The sequence below is a fragment of the uncultured Cellulomonas sp. genome, from assembly GCF_963527515.1.
Taxonomy (GTDB): domain Bacteria; phylum Actinomycetota; class Actinomycetes; order Actinomycetales; family Cellulomonadaceae; genus Cellulomonas.
On sequence record NZ_CAURTV010000003.1, the window covers coordinates 14,847 to 28,262 of the forward strand.

At 73.6% G+C, this 13,416-nt stretch carries 14 protein-coding genes; 4 read left to right on the forward strand and 10 right to left on the reverse strand.

What is annotated here, in order from left to right; translation table 11 throughout:
- Positions 1 to 146 precede the first annotated feature (146 nt).
- Positions 147 to 770 carry a TetR/AcrR family transcriptional regulator gene (locus tag RYN42_RS01535; protein WP_315093125.1) on the forward strand — a complete coding sequence of 208 codons (624 nt, stop codon included), beginning with the start codon at positions 147 to 149 and terminating at the stop codon, positions 768 to 770.
- A gap of 1 nt (position 771) precedes the next feature.
- Here the strand turns inward: RYN42_RS01535 and RYN42_RS01540 are convergent, their stop codons facing one another.
- From RYN42_RS01540 to RYN42_RS01560, 5 genes are all read right to left on the reverse strand, one after another.
- Positions 772 to 1,329: a hypothetical protein gene (locus tag RYN42_RS01540; protein ID WP_315093126.1), complete on the reverse strand. Its 558-nt coding sequence runs from the start codon at positions 1,327 to 1,329 to the stop codon at positions 772 to 774.
- 93 nt (positions 1,330 to 1,422) lie between these two features.
- Positions 1,423 to 3,660 carry a glycoside hydrolase family 3 C-terminal domain-containing protein gene (locus RYN42_RS01545; RefSeq protein WP_315093128.1) on the reverse strand — a complete coding sequence of 746 codons (2,238 nt, stop codon included), beginning with the start codon at positions 3,658 to 3,660 and terminating at the stop codon, positions 1,423 to 1,425.
- Positions 3,661 to 3,732: 72 nt separating this feature from the next.
- The gene (locus RYN42_RS01550) at positions 3,733 to 4,347 is read right to left on the reverse strand and encodes a DUF4190 domain-containing protein (RefSeq protein ID WP_315093130.1); all 615 of its coding nucleotides are present in this window, start codon (positions 4,345 to 4,347) and stop codon (positions 3,733 to 3,735) included.
- Positions 4,348 to 4,394: 47 nt separating this feature from the next.
- Positions 4,395 to 5,558: a DUF4190 domain-containing protein gene (locus tag RYN42_RS01555; protein WP_315093132.1), complete on the reverse strand. Its 1,164-nt coding sequence runs from the start codon at positions 5,556 to 5,558 to the stop codon at positions 4,395 to 4,397.
- 75 nt (positions 5,559 to 5,633) lie between these two features.
- A complete protein-coding gene (locus RYN42_RS01560) occupies positions 5,634 to 6,425 on the reverse strand; it encodes an exodeoxyribonuclease III (protein ID WP_315093133.1) in 792 nt (263 codons plus the stop codon).
- A 125-nt stretch (positions 6,426 to 6,550) separates the two neighbouring features.
- Between RYN42_RS01560 and RYN42_RS01565 the strand changes: the two genes are divergently transcribed.
- Positions 6,551 to 7,306 carry an SDR family NAD(P)-dependent oxidoreductase gene (locus RYN42_RS01565; RefSeq protein ID WP_315093135.1) on the forward strand — a complete coding sequence of 252 codons (756 nt, stop codon included), beginning with the start codon at positions 6,551 to 6,553 and terminating at the stop codon, positions 7,304 to 7,306.
- Positions 7,307 to 7,348: 42 nt separating this feature from the next.
- Here the strand turns inward: RYN42_RS01565 and RYN42_RS01570 are convergent, their stop codons facing one another.
- Entirely contained in the window at positions 7,349 to 7,939 is a 591-nt protein-coding gene (locus tag RYN42_RS01570; protein ID WP_315093137.1) for a TetR/AcrR family transcriptional regulator, read from the reverse strand.
- Positions 7,940 to 8,009: 70 nt separating this feature from the next.
- On the opposite strand from RYN42_RS01570, the gene RYN42_RS01575 reads away from it, so the two are divergent.
- Together RYN42_RS01575 and RYN42_RS01580 are read left to right on the forward strand one after the other, a co-directional pair.
- Entirely contained in the window at positions 8,010 to 10,325 is a 2,316-nt protein-coding gene (locus RYN42_RS01575) for an MMPL family transporter (protein WP_315093138.1), read from the forward strand.
- A gap of 10 nt (positions 10,326 to 10,335) precedes the next feature.
- Positions 10,336 to 10,644 (forward strand): hypothetical protein, encoded by a 309-nt coding sequence (locus RYN42_RS01580; protein ID WP_315093140.1) that lies wholly within the window; start codon positions 10,336 to 10,338, stop codon positions 10,642 to 10,644.
- 1 nt (position 10,645) lies between these two features.
- Here RYN42_RS01580 and RYN42_RS01585 read toward each other — a convergent pair whose 3' ends face one another.
- Genes RYN42_RS01585 through RYN42_RS01600 form a run of 4 tightly spaced genes read right to left on the reverse strand, consistent with a single transcriptional unit; the run spans position 10,646 to position 13,333 of the window.
- A complete protein-coding gene (locus RYN42_RS01585; RefSeq protein WP_315093142.1) occupies positions 10,646 to 11,449 on the reverse strand; it encodes a hypothetical protein in 804 nt (267 codons plus the stop codon).
- Positions 11,446 to 11,919 carry a hypothetical protein gene (locus RYN42_RS01590; protein WP_315093144.1) on the reverse strand — a complete coding sequence of 158 codons (474 nt, stop codon included), beginning with the start codon at positions 11,917 to 11,919 and terminating at the stop codon, positions 11,446 to 11,448. The genes RYN42_RS01585 and RYN42_RS01590 overlap by 4 nt, the downstream gene beginning before the upstream one ends.
- Complete coding sequence (locus tag RYN42_RS01595) at positions 11,916 to 12,338, reverse strand: hypothetical protein (RefSeq protein ID WP_315093146.1); 423 nt, start codon at positions 12,336 to 12,338, stop codon at positions 11,916 to 11,918. Before RYN42_RS01595 ends, RYN42_RS01590 begins: the two co-directional genes overlap by 4 nt.
- A complete protein-coding gene (locus tag RYN42_RS01600) occupies positions 12,317 to 13,333 on the reverse strand; it encodes a hypothetical protein (RefSeq protein ID WP_315093147.1) in 1,017 nt (338 codons plus the stop codon). Before RYN42_RS01600 ends, RYN42_RS01595 begins: the two co-directional genes overlap by 22 nt.
- Positions 13,334 to 13,416: the final 83 nt, after the last annotated feature.

Genomic DNA, 13,416 nt, shown 5'->3' on the forward strand with positions numbered 1-13,416 from the left:
GTCGACTCCTGTGTCGGACAGCGGGTCGGACCGTCTTTGAATCCCGACCACTTGGTAAGTCGGAAGTTACCACGTGGTCGGGATTGATGGGAAGACCGCGCTTACCATCTGGTCGGGATTAGCCTCGGCGTGGCATCCTGGGCGCCATGACCACGCAGGCTCCCCCCTCGACCGCGCGCGCCGCCGGCTACGCCAAGGGCCGCGCGACGCGGGAGGAGATCCTCGACGCGGCCATGCAGCTGTTCGGAGAGGTCGGGTACCACACGGCGTCCCTGCGCGAGGTTGCCTCGCGCGTCGGCATCTCCCACCCCGGCCTGCTGCACCACTTCTCCAGCAAGGCCGTCCTGCTCGCGGCGGTCCTCGCGCGGCGTGACGAGGTGGACGAGGCGGCGTTCCAGTCCGACCTCGACGGAGGGCACGACTACTTCGAGGCCCTCGCCAGGATCGTCGAGCGCAACGCGGTCCGCCCCGGGATCGTCGAGCTCTTCGCGACGCTCTCCGCGGAGGCCACCTCGCCCGACCACCCCGCGCACGAGTTCTTCCAGGACCGCTACCGCACGGTCGTCGGGCTGACGACCGCCGAGTTCGAGCGTCTTCGGGCCGAGGGTCGGCTCCGGCCCGGCATCGACCCGCGCACGGCGGCGCGCCTCACGGTCGCGGTGATGGACGGCATGCAGATCCAGTGGCTGCTCGCCGCCGACTCCCCGGAGGACCGCCCCGACATGGCGGAGGCCCTGCGCGCCCAGCTCGCGGCGCTGCTGACCGGATGAGCTAGCGGTCGGCCGGGTCGACGCTGTCGACGAGGTCGGACCAGAACGGGACCCGGAGCGAGACGTCGGGCACGCGCGACGAGCGGCCGAGGAACTCCCGCTCCAGGTAGTCGGCCAGGTCGGACCCGTAGTGGATGACGTCCGTCCCGTAGATCGAGAAGACGGGCACGCCCGGCGCCGCGGTACCGCTCGGCAGGTACCGGTGGGAGTACACGGGGACCATCGTCGGCACCTGCTCGAGCTGCCGACGGGCCTGAGCCTCGAGATCGTCCGCCGGCCGTGGACCCCACGACGCCGGCCAGAAGTCGCCCGCCAGGACGTCGGCGACGACGCTGTCGACCGGCCACGCCAGCCGCGCGCGCAGGGGTGACTCGTCGTCGTCGAGCCAGTCCGGCCAGTGGTCGCCGACGGGGACGGCGAGCGTCAGCAGGTCGCGGTGGTCGGCGCAGAACGTGAACCCGAACCGCCGCTCGACGTCCGCGAGCTCGTCGGCGCTCAGGCCGGGATCCAACCAGACCCCGGCGGCGTCGAGCCCGGCCAGCACACCGTCGAGGTCCATCGCACGAGTGTCCCAGCCACGAGAACGTGCGTTCGCCGCGAGAACGTGCGGATTTACTGCCGTTCTCGCGGCGAAGGCACGTGCTCGGCGCCGTCAGCCCGCGGCGACCTTGGCCACCAGGGTGTCCAGCGTCTCGCGGTCGAAGCCCGAGAGGCCGAAGTCGGCGATCACCTTGGCCGGCATCTGCTGGATCATCGCCTCCATGGTCTCGTCGAGCGGGCCCATGTCGGTCGGCGGCACCAGGGCGGCCTGCAGCAGCGGACCACCGACGGGGTGCGCCAGCCACTCCTCGATGGTGGACATCGGCGTGAGCTCGCCCCAGAGCGGCTCACCCTCGATCTCCAGCGACACCGACCCGCGCAGGTCGCGTGACGACGCACCGACCTCGATCACGAACTGGCCGCCCTCGACCACCCAGCGATGCAGGCCGGGGTGCCAGTAGGACAGGTCGCGCGCACCGAGGGTGAACGACACCGCGCGGGACTCGCCGGGCTCGAGCGCCACCTTGGTGAACGCCTTGAGCTCGCGCGTCGGGCGCAGGACGGAGGCCTGCGGGTCACGGACGTAGACCTGCACCACCTCCGCGCCGGCGGCGGACCCGGTGTTGGTGATCGTGGCGGTGACGGTGACGTCGGTGCCCTCGGCGGTGGCCGTCACGTCGGAGTAGCCGAAGGTCGTGTACGACAGGCCGTGACCGAACGGGTAGGCGACGTCCATGGCGCGGGTGTCGTACCAGCGGTAGCCCACCAGGACGCCCTCGCCGTAGCGGACGACACCGGCCTCTCCGGGGAAGCTCCCGAACGCGGGGGTGTCCTCGATGCGGTGCGGGATCGTCTCGGTGAGCCGGCCGGACGGGCTGCGGACGCCGAGCAGCAGGTCCGCGACGGCCGACCCGCCGGCCTGCCCGCCGAGCCACGTCTCCAGGATCGCCGGGGCGAGGTCGCGCCAGTCGGTCATGCTCACCGCCGAGCCGTTCGCCAGCACGACGACCACCCGGGGGTTGACCTCGGCCACCGCGCGGAGCAGCGCCACCTGGTTGTCGGGGAGCCCGAGCCGGGGCCGGTCGTAGCCCTCGGACTCGTCGGGCCCGGGCAGGCCGAGGAACGCCACGACGGTGCTCGCCGTGCGCGCGACCGACACGGCCTCCGCCTGCAGGGCAGCGTCGTCGCCGGCCGGCCCGCCCGCGATGGTGAAGCCCGCCGCGAACGCGACCTCGCCGACTGCCCGCAGGGCGTCCAGCGGGGCGTCGAGCCGCGTCGGGTTCACCTGCGACGAGCCGGCGCCCTGGTAGCGGGGGGTGCGGGCGAACTCGCCGATGACGGCGACGCCCTCGGTCGAGGCCAGCGGCAGCAGCCCGCCCTCGTTCTTCAGCAGCACCGACCCGGCGGCCGCGGCCTCGCGGGCCAGCTCGTGGTGGGCGTCGACGTCGAACGAGTCGTCGGCCTCGATGCCGGGCAGCGCCTTGGCGATCAGGTCCAGCACCCGTCGCGCGGCGACGTCGAGCACGGCCTCGTCGAGCGAGCCGTCCCGCACGGCGGCCACGACCTCCTCGTCGGGACGCGGGCCGGCGGCGGGCATCTGCAGGTCCAGGCCGGCGGCGAGCGCCGGGACGCGGTCGTGCACGGCGCCCCAGTCGGAGACGACGAGCCCCTCGAACGCCCACTCGTCGCGCAGGACCTCGGTCAGCAGCCAGTGGTTCTCCGAGGCGTACGTGCCGTTGACCTTGTTGTAGGCGCACATCACGGTCCAGGGCTGGGCGTTCTTCACCACGCGCTCGAAGGCCGGCAGGTAGATCTCGCGCAGCGTGCGCTCGTCGACCTCGGCGGACACGCGCATGCGGTCCGACTCCTGGTTGTTGGCGGCGAAGTGCTTGAGCGAGGTGCCGACGCCCTGGCTCTGGATGCCGCGGACGATCGCGGTGCCGAGCTCTCCCGCGACCACCGGGTCCTCCGAGACGTACTCGAAGTTGCGGCCGCACAGCGGGGTGCGCTTGATGTTCACCCCGGGACCGAGCAGCACGGCGACGTCGTTGGCGCGCGTCTCGCGGCCGAGCGCCTCGCCGACGCGGGTGACCAGCCCGACGTCCCACGACGAACCGAGCGCGGCTGCGGTGGGGAAGCAGGTGGCCGGGACGGAGTTGCCGAGCCCCAGGTGGTCGGCCTCCTCCGGCTGCTTGCGCAGTCCGTGCGGGCCGTCGGTGACCATGACCGCCGGGACGCCTGCCCGCTGCACGCCCTGCGTGTGCCAGAAGTCGGAGCCGGACGTCAGCGACGCCTTCTCCTCCAGGGTCAGCTGGGCCAGCACGTGCTCGACGTCGAAGACCTGCGTCATCGCGGGGTACCTCCTCGTTGGGGTTCGTTGCCCGCCACCATAGCCCAATTCTTACCACGTGGTAAGAGTCGGTCAGGGGAGCTCCGCGGAACCGTCGAGGAACGAGCCCGTGACCCCTCCGCCGTCGACCACCGCCAGGCAGAGCCCGACCCGGTCGCCGTCGGCCCAGGACTGCTCGGTCGGCGACCAGGTCACGGTCCGCACGCCGGCCGTGACCTCGCTCTCGTCCAGCACGCACGCGCGGGCCACCCGGGCGTCGGCCGCCTGCTGGCCGGGCCAGACGGCGTCCTCGGCGAACGCGAACAGCGTGACCACCTGCGCCTCGTGCGGGTCGGCGCAGGGGACCACCCGCACAGAGCCGACGGGCCCGTCCTCGGGGATCGACGCGACGCAGCTGCCGGTGACCAGCTGCTGCGCGCGGGCGTCGCGGGGTTCGGCCACGTCCGTCGGCAGCGGCCTGGTGGCCAGCGTCGTGAGGACGACGGCCGCCACGACGGCGAGCAGCGCCACGGTCCCCACGACGCCCAGCACCACCCCCGCGATCGCGATCCCGCGCCCGCGGGTGTGCCGGGACGCGGTCCGGCGCAGTGCGACGACCCCGAGCACGAGAGCGACCGGACCCAGGGCGAGCAGGCCCGTGACCAGCGACCACACGGCAGTCGGCTCCAGCCGCGCGCGCGGCTCCACCCACCCGGGGGCGTAGTGCGGCTCCGGGTAGCGGTACGACTCGTCGCTCAGGACTGCGTCCCGAGTGCGGCGAGCTGCAGCGTCCGGGCGGTCACCGAACCCGTCACGCCCGCGTCGTCGGCGTAGTACACGCAGTAGCCGGACGTCGCGCCGGCTGCGAAGTCGTCCGGGTGCGGGTAGTAGAGCTCGATGTTGCCGGCGGAGAAGTAGTCCGGCAGGAGGCTCTCCGTGAGCTGGTCGCAGGCGTCCCAGGCCTCGTTGTACGCGCTGTCGAACTCGTCCTCGATGTCCATGGTGACCGGTCCGGACATCTCGATCAGCCCGACCACCTCGGCCTCGTGCGGGACCGCGCAGTCCACGGGCTCGGTGTCCGCCATGTCGTACTCCCACGCGTAGGTGGACAGGCACGTGCCGACGGCCAGGTCGGTCCGCAGCGTGAAGGGGGGGAGCGCCGAGTCCGACCCCGAGTCGGAGGTGGGGCCGGAGCCTTCCTCGACGCCCTGCTCGATCTCTTCCCAGAACGACGAGGAGCCGCCCGAGCCGGCGAGGAACGCGAAGATGAACACGACGTACGCGATGATCGCCAGCAGCCACAGGATGCCCACGGCGCCGACCGCGATGCCCGCGATCGCCCAGCCGCGGCCGGCCTTGCCGGAGACCTTGATGCGGCGCAGGGCGGCGACGCCCAGGCCGAGGCCGACCGGCCCCGACAGGCCGCCGAGGAAGAACAGCCCGACCGCGCTGGTGACGAACGAGGCGATCGCCATGCCCTCGGTGGGCGGGGCGGCATAGGGCTGCCCGTACCCGTACGGCTGGGCACCGTACGGCGGCGCACCCTGCTCGTACGCGGGAGGGGCCCCGTACTGCGGCGCTCCGTACTGAGGTGCTCCGTACTGCGGCGGCGCCCCGTACTGCGGTGCGGCGTACTGCGGTGCGGCGTACTGAGGTGCCCCGTACTGAGGGGCCCCGTACTGCGGCGTGCCGTACACCGGAGCGGTGTCACCGGCGCCCGGCGTCGGCGTCGCGTACGGGGACGCCGCGTCGCCCTGGGGCGGGATCGGCTGCGTCTCGCCGACCGGGGTCCGCACCGCCTCGTAGCCGCTCGGCGCCACCGGCTCGTAGCTGCCGGCCGGAACCGGGGCGGTCGCCGTCGGCTCGGGGACGGCGTAGGGGTCGGGAACCGGAGCCGGCCCCCCAGGCTCGTTGCTCATGCGCGCAACCTAGCCCACCGAGCCCCCGGGCAGACCGGTCTTCCCACCGACATCACCCGCGCGCGCCCGCTCACCTCAGTCCGCGATCTCGAGCACGACGGGGACGTGGTCCGACGGGGCCTTGCCCTTGCGCTCGTTGCGCTCGACGGTCGCGCCGCTGACCCGCGCGGCGAGCGCCGGCGTCGCGTAGGTCAGGTCGATCCGCATGCCCTCGTTCCGGGGGAACCGGAGCTGCTGGTAGTCCCAGTAGGTGTAGGTGTGCTCGGCGGGCAGGTGGACGCGGGAGACCTCGGTGTAGCCGGCGTCGGCGATGGCCGTGAACGACTCCCGCTCCGCCGGGCTGACGTGCGTGCGGCCGGCGAAGAAGCCGATGTCCCACACGTCGGTGTCCAGCGGGGCGATGTTCCAGTCGCCGACGAGGGCGACCTGCGCGTGGGCGTCCGCCGCGAGCCAGCCGTGGGCCGCGTCCCGCAGCCGGGCCAGCCAGTCCAGCTTGTACGCGTAGTGCGGGTCCCCGAGCTCGCGGCCGTTGGGCACGTACAGGCTCCACACGCGCACGCCGCCGCACGTGGCGCCGAGCGCGCGGGCCTCGGCCACCGCCGGGTCCCCCCACGTGGGCATCCCCGGGAAGCCGACCTCGACGTCCTCGATGCCGACCTTCGACACGAGGGCGACGCCGTTCCACTGGCTGTGCCCGGCGGTCACCACCTCGTACCCGAGCGCCTCGAACCCCTCCCGCGGGAACTGCTCGTCCTTGCACTTGGTCTCCTGCAGGGCCAGCACGTCGACCCCCGTGCGCTCGAGGAAGGCGAGCGCGCGGTCGGTGCGGGCGCGGATCGAGTTGATGTTCCAGGTGGCCAGACGCATGGGGCAGGACGTTACCCGGGCGCGCCGACAGCCCGGCATCCGGATGATTCGGACATCGGGGTGTTGAGCGGGAGGAAGCGGCTCCCGTACGGTGCGCTCACCACCAGCCACAGGAGGTCGGGACGTTGGAGGACGCGCTGAGGGGCCGTCGTGCCCTCGTCACCGGCGGCGCATCGGGGATCGGACGTGCGACGGCGCTGGCGCTGGCCAGGGCGGGGGCCGACGTGGCGATCACCCACCTGTCCCACGACGCCACCGCCGTCGTCGCGGAGATCAAGGACGAGGGGCGCACCGCGGCGTCGTTCCAGGTGGACCTGCGGCGCAGCTGGGACGTCGACAAGGCGGTCAGCGACGCAGCGGCGGCGCTCGGCGGCGGCATCGACATCCTGGTCAGCACCGTCGGCGGACCGGTCGAGCGGCGTCCCGTGCCCGCCATGGACGACGCCCACTGGCACGGCGTGCTCGACCTCAACCTCGCGTCCGCGTTCTACGCCAGCCGCGCCGCGCTCGCGGTCATGCCCGACGGTGGCCGGATCATCACGATCGGCGCCCAGGCGGCACGCAGCGGCGGCGGCACCGGGATGGTCGCCTACGCCACGGCCAAGGCGGCGCTCGAGGGGTTCACGCGGGCGCTCGCGCGCGAGCTCGGACCGCGCCGGATCACGGTGAACGTGGTGGCGCCGGGGTTCGTCGCCGGCACCCCGCTGCACGCGGCGCACACCCCCGAGCCGGCGCAGCGGGCTGCGGTGGCCGCCTCGCCGCTGAGCAGGGCCGGCACCCCCGACGACGTCGCCGAGGCCGTCGTGTACCTCGCGGGCGACGGCGCCGCGTTCGTCACCGGCACGGTCCTGGACGTCAACGGCGGCGCCTACTTCACCTGACGAGCACCCGTACCGCGGGGACGTCGTGCGGGGTAGGCCAGGTCAGCGCTCCGAGGGCCAGCCGCTGACCGCCGACCAGGCCCACGACGCCACGTCGGTCGCCGGGGGCAGCGGGTCGCGCTCCAGCCACGCGACCAGCACGCCGATGACCGACCCCGCCAGCGCGGCCGCCGCGACCGGGAGCGGCATCCCGGCGAGCGCGGGCGGGATGCCGTGCAGCTCCAGCCCCTCGCGTGCCAGCGCCGCGATGCGCCGGCGCAGGCGGGCAACCGCCACGGGGGAGCCGTGCTCGCCGAGCGCGGTGCGGTACAGGCCGACGTTCTCCGCCACGTGAGTGGCGTACCGGACCAGCACGTCCGGGGTCTGGTCGGCACCCGTGCCGGGATGGATCTCGGTCAGGTCCGCCCCCACCAGCGCGGCCTGGGCGTCGAGCGCGTCGGCCAGCAGCGTGTCCGTGTCGGGGTAGTGCTGGTAGAACGTGCTGCGGTTGACGGTGGCGCGCTCGGCGACGTCGGCCACCGAGATCTCGTCCAGGCTCCGCTCGCGTGCGAGCGAGATCAGGGCATCCTGGAGCAGCCGCCGCGTACGCAGCACTCGCGGATCCACCCGAGCGTCATCGTCCTGGTGCGTCACGCGTCACATGATGCCATCGTCACTAACCGACAGGTGTCGGGTATCCTCGAGCGTCGACCAAGGAGTGAACATGGCACGCGTGCTGGACCGTCTGGGCCGGGGAAGCTACAAGCACCGCTGGATCGTGCTCGTCGTGTGGCTGCTGGTGCTCGCCGCCGCCGCGTTCGGCGCGGTGTCCTCGGGGCTCAACCTCTCGAACTCGTTCTCCATCCCGGGCACGGAGTCCGACCGGGCCCAGGCGCTCGTCGCCGAGCGGCTCGGGGACCAGGCCGCGGGAGTGGGGTCCAGCAGCTCCTCGCAGGCGGCCGACGCCGACGAGCCGTCCAGCGCCCGGGTGGTCGTCGGTGTGCCGGAGGGCGAGTCGTTCCTGGCGGGCACCGGCATCCAGGACGTCCTGACGGCGATCGGGCCGGTCGCGCAGGCGGCCGACGTGGCCGGGGTGTCCGACCCGGTGAGCAACCAGGCGGTCGCGCCCGACGGCAGCGTCATGTACGTCGACGTGCAGTTCACGGTCGGCATGGAGGACGTCCCGACGGCGACGACCGACGTGCTCGAGGACGCCGCCGACGCGCTCGAGGCCGACGGGTACGAGGTCGCCCTGTCGGGTGGCCCGTTCACCGCGCCGCTGGAGCTGGCGGGCCCGACGGAGGCCATCGGCCTGGTCGTCGCGCTCATCGTGCTCGTCGTGACCTTCGGGTCGCTGCTGGCCGCAGGCATGCCGATCCTCACGGCGCTGCTCGGCGTCGGCATCGGCGTGGCCGGTGTGCTCTCCCTGTCCGGCGTCACGGTGATCTCGTCGGCCACCCTGACCCTCGCCCTGATGCTCGGGCTGGCGGTCGGCATCGACTACGCCCTGTTCCTGCTCTCCCGGCACCGCCAGCAGCTGGCCGAGGGCATGGACCCGCTCGAGTCGGCCGGCCGAGCGGTCGGCACCGCCGGCAGCGCCGTCGGGTTCGCGGGCACCACCGTGGTCATCGCGCTCGCCGCGCTGACCGTCACCGGCATCCCGTTCCTGTCTGCCATGGGTCTGGCCGCCGCCGCCACGGTCGTCATCGCGGTGGCCGTGGCGCTCACCCTGCTGCCCGCGATCATGGGCTTCGCCGGCGAGCGGCTGCGTCCGCGCGGCCGGGCGCTGAAGCAGGCCGAGCACTCCCGCGCGGCCCGCAACCGGTGGGGAGCGTTCGTCACCACGCACCCGATCGTGACGCTCCTCGTGGCCGCCGCCGTGCTGCTCACCATCGCCGTGCCCGCGCTGAGCCTGCGCCTCGGCCTGCCCGACGCCGGCCGCGAGCCGGAGGGGTCGGGCGACCGCCAGGCGTTCGAGATGCTCGCCGAGGGCTTCGGCCCCGGCTTCAACGGCCCGCTCGTCGTCGTCGTCGACGCCGCGCAGGACCCGTCCTCGCTGGCCGACGCCGTCGTCGAGGTGACCACCACGGTCGCCGCGCTGCCCGACGTCGCCTACGCGGCCCCGGTGGCCGCCCCCGGCGCGACGGAGGGGGCCGACGCCGCGCTCGTCATCGTCATCCCCACCAGCGCCCCCGACTCGCAGGAGACGGCGGACCTCGTGCACGCCCTGCGCGACGCCCGCCCGGACCTGGAGGCCGCCACCGGCACGGAGCTGTGGGTGACCGGCGCCGCCGCCGCCAACATCGACATCACCGAGAAGCTGGCCGACGCGTTCCCGCTGTTCCTGCTCATCGTCGTGGGGCTCGCCATCGTCCTGCTGCTGGTCGCGTTCCGCTCGGTGCTGGTCCCGGTCACCGCCGTGCTCGGGTTCCTGCTGACCATCGCCGCGTCGTTCGGCGCCACGACCGCGGTGTTCCAGTGGGGCTGGCTCTCCGGCATCTTCAACGTCGACTCGGCGGGCCCGCTGCTGAGCTTCCTGCCGATCCTGCTGGTGGGCGTGCTGTTCGGCCTGGCCATGGACTACCAGGTGTTCCTGGTGTCCCGGATGCGCGAGGAGCACGTGCACGGCGCCGACCCGATCACGTCCGTCCGGCTCGGGTTCGCGCACGGCGCCCGCGTGGTGCTCGCGGCCGCGCTCATCATGATCTCGGTGTTCTCCAGCTTCGTGTTCAGCGGGTCCGCGCAGATCTCCCCGATCGCGTTCGCGCTGGCCATCGGCATCCTGTTCGACGCGCTCGTGGTCCGGATGACGATGATCCCGGCGGCCATGGCGCTGCTCGGGAAGTCGGCCTGGTGGATCCCGCGCTGGCTCGACCGGATCATCCCGAACGTCGACATCGAGGGTGCCGCGCTGGAGCGACCCGAGCACGGTGGCTCGCACGCCGCCGACGCCCCGGTCGACGAGGTGCCCGCCGACGCCCACCAGGGCGCGCACGCGGCGCACGGCGCCCACACGGCGGCAGGCGACCAGCCCGGTTAGTCTGCTCGACGTGCCCGATCCCGAGGTCCTGCGCGACCAGGCCCGCCAGCTCCGCGCCGCCGCCCTGAGCATCCGCGCCAAGGGCTACGCCTTCGACGACGACCTCCGCACCCTCCAGGAGCGGTACCCGCTGCCCTCGGAGACGCTGTGGAAGTCCCCGCACGCCACCCGGTACGCCGAGGAGCTGGTCACGGCGACCGGGGACCTGGCGCAGGTGGGCCGCGACGTCGACCGGTTCGCCGACGACTGCGAGGCCGAGGCGGTCCTGCGCGACCAGCAGGCGGCCGACCTCGAGGCTGCGGCCGTGCCCCCGGCCTGACTCAGGCCGACCGGACCGCCGTCGCGGTCTGCTCGACCAGGTGCGCCCACAGCTGGGCGGCGGGGACGGCGACGAACCCGACGTGACCGGGCTCGTCGGAGCTGGTGAGCAGGAACTGCCCGGCCGCACCGGCCCGCACGACGACCAGGCCGTACTCGTTCCCGCTCGCCTGCAGGGTCCACAGGTACCAGGGCTGGCCCCATACGTGCCGCAGGTGGGCGTCCGCCCCGGGCGGGGGCGGGGTCTCCGGCTCGTCGACGCGCGTGAGCACCGTCTCCTCGAGGATCGCCTCCGGCGTCGTCGCCAGGCTCCAGGCCGGCGAGAGCCCCACCCAGGACGCCACGAGCGCCGGCACGGCGGACGAGTCGACGAGGTCCAGTCCCACCGAGCCGGCGACCTCGAGGATGGTGTCGCCGTGCGGCACGTCGGCGAGGGCGGCGGGCGAGGAGGTGGCGATCGCGAGCGCGCGGCCGTCGGCCAGGTAGACGTCCAGGGTCAGGGGGGCGCGGCCGCGGCCGGACTCGACCCGCAGGCGTGCCTGGGAGCCGCTGAGCATCCTGGCGACCGTGCGGCCGTCGTCGGTCGGGCCGGAGTCGTCCATCAGCCCGGCCTCGACCAGCGTGGGCGTGGCGCGGACCTTGCGCAGCCGCGCGGACGCAGCGCGGACGAGCACCTCGAGATCCTCGCGCGGGAGCGTCGGGCCGGTGCTGCGGAACGGCTGGGAGCCGGCGATGCGCGACAGGTCCTCGAGCTCCTCGCCGATCGAGACGAGATAGGGGTCGAGGCGGGGCAGCGTGGCGCTCATCGGGTCTCCTGGGCGGCGAGGGCCTGGGTGGCCAGCCGTTCGATGATCGGGCCGCCCGCCAGCAGGTGGGCGACGTCGCACGTGCCGGTCAGGGTGATCACGCGTCCGTCGCGCAGGGCGATCCACTGCCGGACGCAGAGCGGGATGCCGCCCTGCTCGAGGGTGATCTCGAGGCGGCGTCCGGCGGTGCCGTCGGGCAGCGGCCACAGGTCGTAGGCGAGCACGTGGACGTCGTCGGAGACCAGGCGCGCTGCGGCGACCGCCTCCGAGCCGAGCAGGCGGATGTCCGCGTCGGGGGCGGCGTCGACGACGATGGCGGTGAGTGACGGACGGAACTGGGTCCCGTCGGCGGTGGCAGTCCCGACGGGTCCGGCGATCCCCACGGTCAGTCCGGGCGCCTCGACGCGCTCCCACCCGTCGGGCACCTGCAGGCTCACGCCCTCGGCGCTCACGGTCGTCGGCTCGCTCATCGCCACACCCCTCCCTGGACGTCCTCGCCGGCCCGGCGCCGGTCCAGCAGATCGCACATCCACCGCGGGCGCAGTCGCCGGGGGAGCCAGACGAGTCCGACGAGCCCCACGACCCACGCCAGCGCGCCCACCGCGGCCAGCACGATCCCGGCGACGGTCGCCACGACCGGGCCGAGGCCGAGCAACCACACGCCCGCGAGCACGAGCAGCGCGCCGCCGCCCAGCCAGGCGCACGCCAGGATCACGTACGGGCTGAGGATGTAGGCGGTCGCGACGAACCGGAAGTACCCGGCGTAGTTGGCCAGGCCCAGCACGAGGAACAGCACCGCGCAGACGGCACCGACGACGAGGCCGGGACCCGACAGCGTGGCGCCGGTGTCCGGGAGAGCCGCGGAGGTCAGCCGAACAGTGAGTCCCACGCGTCCCCGATCTTGTCGCCGACGAACTCGGCGCCCTCCTTCAGCCCGGTCCCGACCGCCTTGCCGGCCTTGCTGCCGACGAACGCCCCGATCGCCCCGCCGACCAGCGCGCCGCCGAGCGTGCCGACCACGGGGATCGGGATGAACGAGCCGACCGTCGCACCGATCTGCGCGCCCACGATCCCGCCCGCGACCGCGCCGCCGCCCTCGGTCACGGCGTTGTACCCGGCGCTCGCCCACCGCTGTCCGGTGCTGTACTCGGGGTGGTACGTCGAGTCCTGCTCCCACTGGGTCATGAAGGAGTCGTAGACGGTCAGGCCGGCGCCGAGGACGCCCAGGGTCCTGCCGCCCACCCGCGCCCACGTGGGCGGCCGGCCGAACCCGGGGTTGGTGACGAGGGTCGGCCTGCCGGGCTGGTGCCAGTCGTCCGCGAGCGCGGCGAGCCGCTGCACCGCGGGGTCGGCCGTGCTGCCCTGCGGGATGACCAGGCCGTTGGGCAGGGTGACGAACGGCTTGCCGCGCCACTGCACGTCGGGTCGCGGCAGGTTCAGCGACGGCAGGGGCGCACCCTCGCGCGGGACGTACAGCGAGAACCGGCGGTACCGGTCCATCAGGGCGCCGGCGGTGCCGAGGATGAACGCCCCGAACTCGTCGGAGCGCACGGTCTTGTCGAGGTTCTCCCCGGCGGTCAGCTCGCCGTCCCAGCCGAGCTTGCTGAAGTCCGGCAGCCAGAACCCCATGGTCGCCAGCTGCTGGATCGGGCGCTCGTCGTCGACGTAGGTGATGACCAGCTCGCGCGCCCAGCCGGCCAGCTCGGCCAGGTCGCCGGCGGTGGCGTCGACGCGGCCGGTGAACACGGGCCGCCGTCCGACGAGGTGGTCCACGGCGTCGATCTCGGCCTGCAGGGTCACGGCCTCCGTCGACAGGTTCTGCGCCACCAGCAGCGTGGCGGCACTCATGGCCAGCACGCCGTCAGGGTTGATCGAGACGACCACGCGACGCTCCCTCCCCGGTGTCGACGGACGACTTGGAGGCTAACCGACGAAGGGCCGGGACGCCTGGTCGCGTCCCGGCCCTC

Excerpts from the sequence above, each read along its gene's own strand:
- RYN42_RS01535 (WP_315093125.1), top strand. The coding sequence starts at position 147 with ATGACCACGCAGGCTCCCCCCTCGACCGCGCGCGCCGCCGGCTACGCC.
- RYN42_RS01575 (WP_315093138.1), top strand. The coding sequence starts at position 8,010 with ATGGCACGCGTGCTGGACCGTCTGGGCCGGGGAAGCTACAAGCACCGC.
- RYN42_RS01560 (WP_315093133.1), bottom strand. The coding sequence starts at position 6,425 with ATGCGTCTGGCCACCTGGAACATCAACTCGATCCGCGCCCGCACCGAC.
- RYN42_RS01540 (WP_315093126.1), bottom strand. The coding sequence starts at position 1,329 with ATGGACCTCGACGGTGTGCTGGCCGGGCTCGACGCCGCCGGGGTCTGG.
- RYN42_RS01545 (WP_315093128.1), bottom strand. The coding sequence starts at position 3,660 with ATGACGCAGGTCTTCGACGTCGAGCACGTGCTGGCCCAGCTGACCCTG.
- RYN42_RS01585 (WP_315093142.1), bottom strand. The coding sequence starts at position 11,449 with ATGAGCGCCACGCTGCCCCGCCTCGACCCCTATCTCGTCTCGATCGGC.
- RYN42_RS01555 (WP_315093132.1), bottom strand. The coding sequence starts at position 5,558 with ATGAGCAACGAGCCTGGGGGGCCGGCTCCGGTTCCCGACCCCTACGCC.
- RYN42_RS01590 (WP_315093144.1), bottom strand. The coding sequence starts at position 11,919 with ATGAGCGAGCCGACGACCGTGAGCGCCGAGGGCGTGAGCCTGCAGGTG.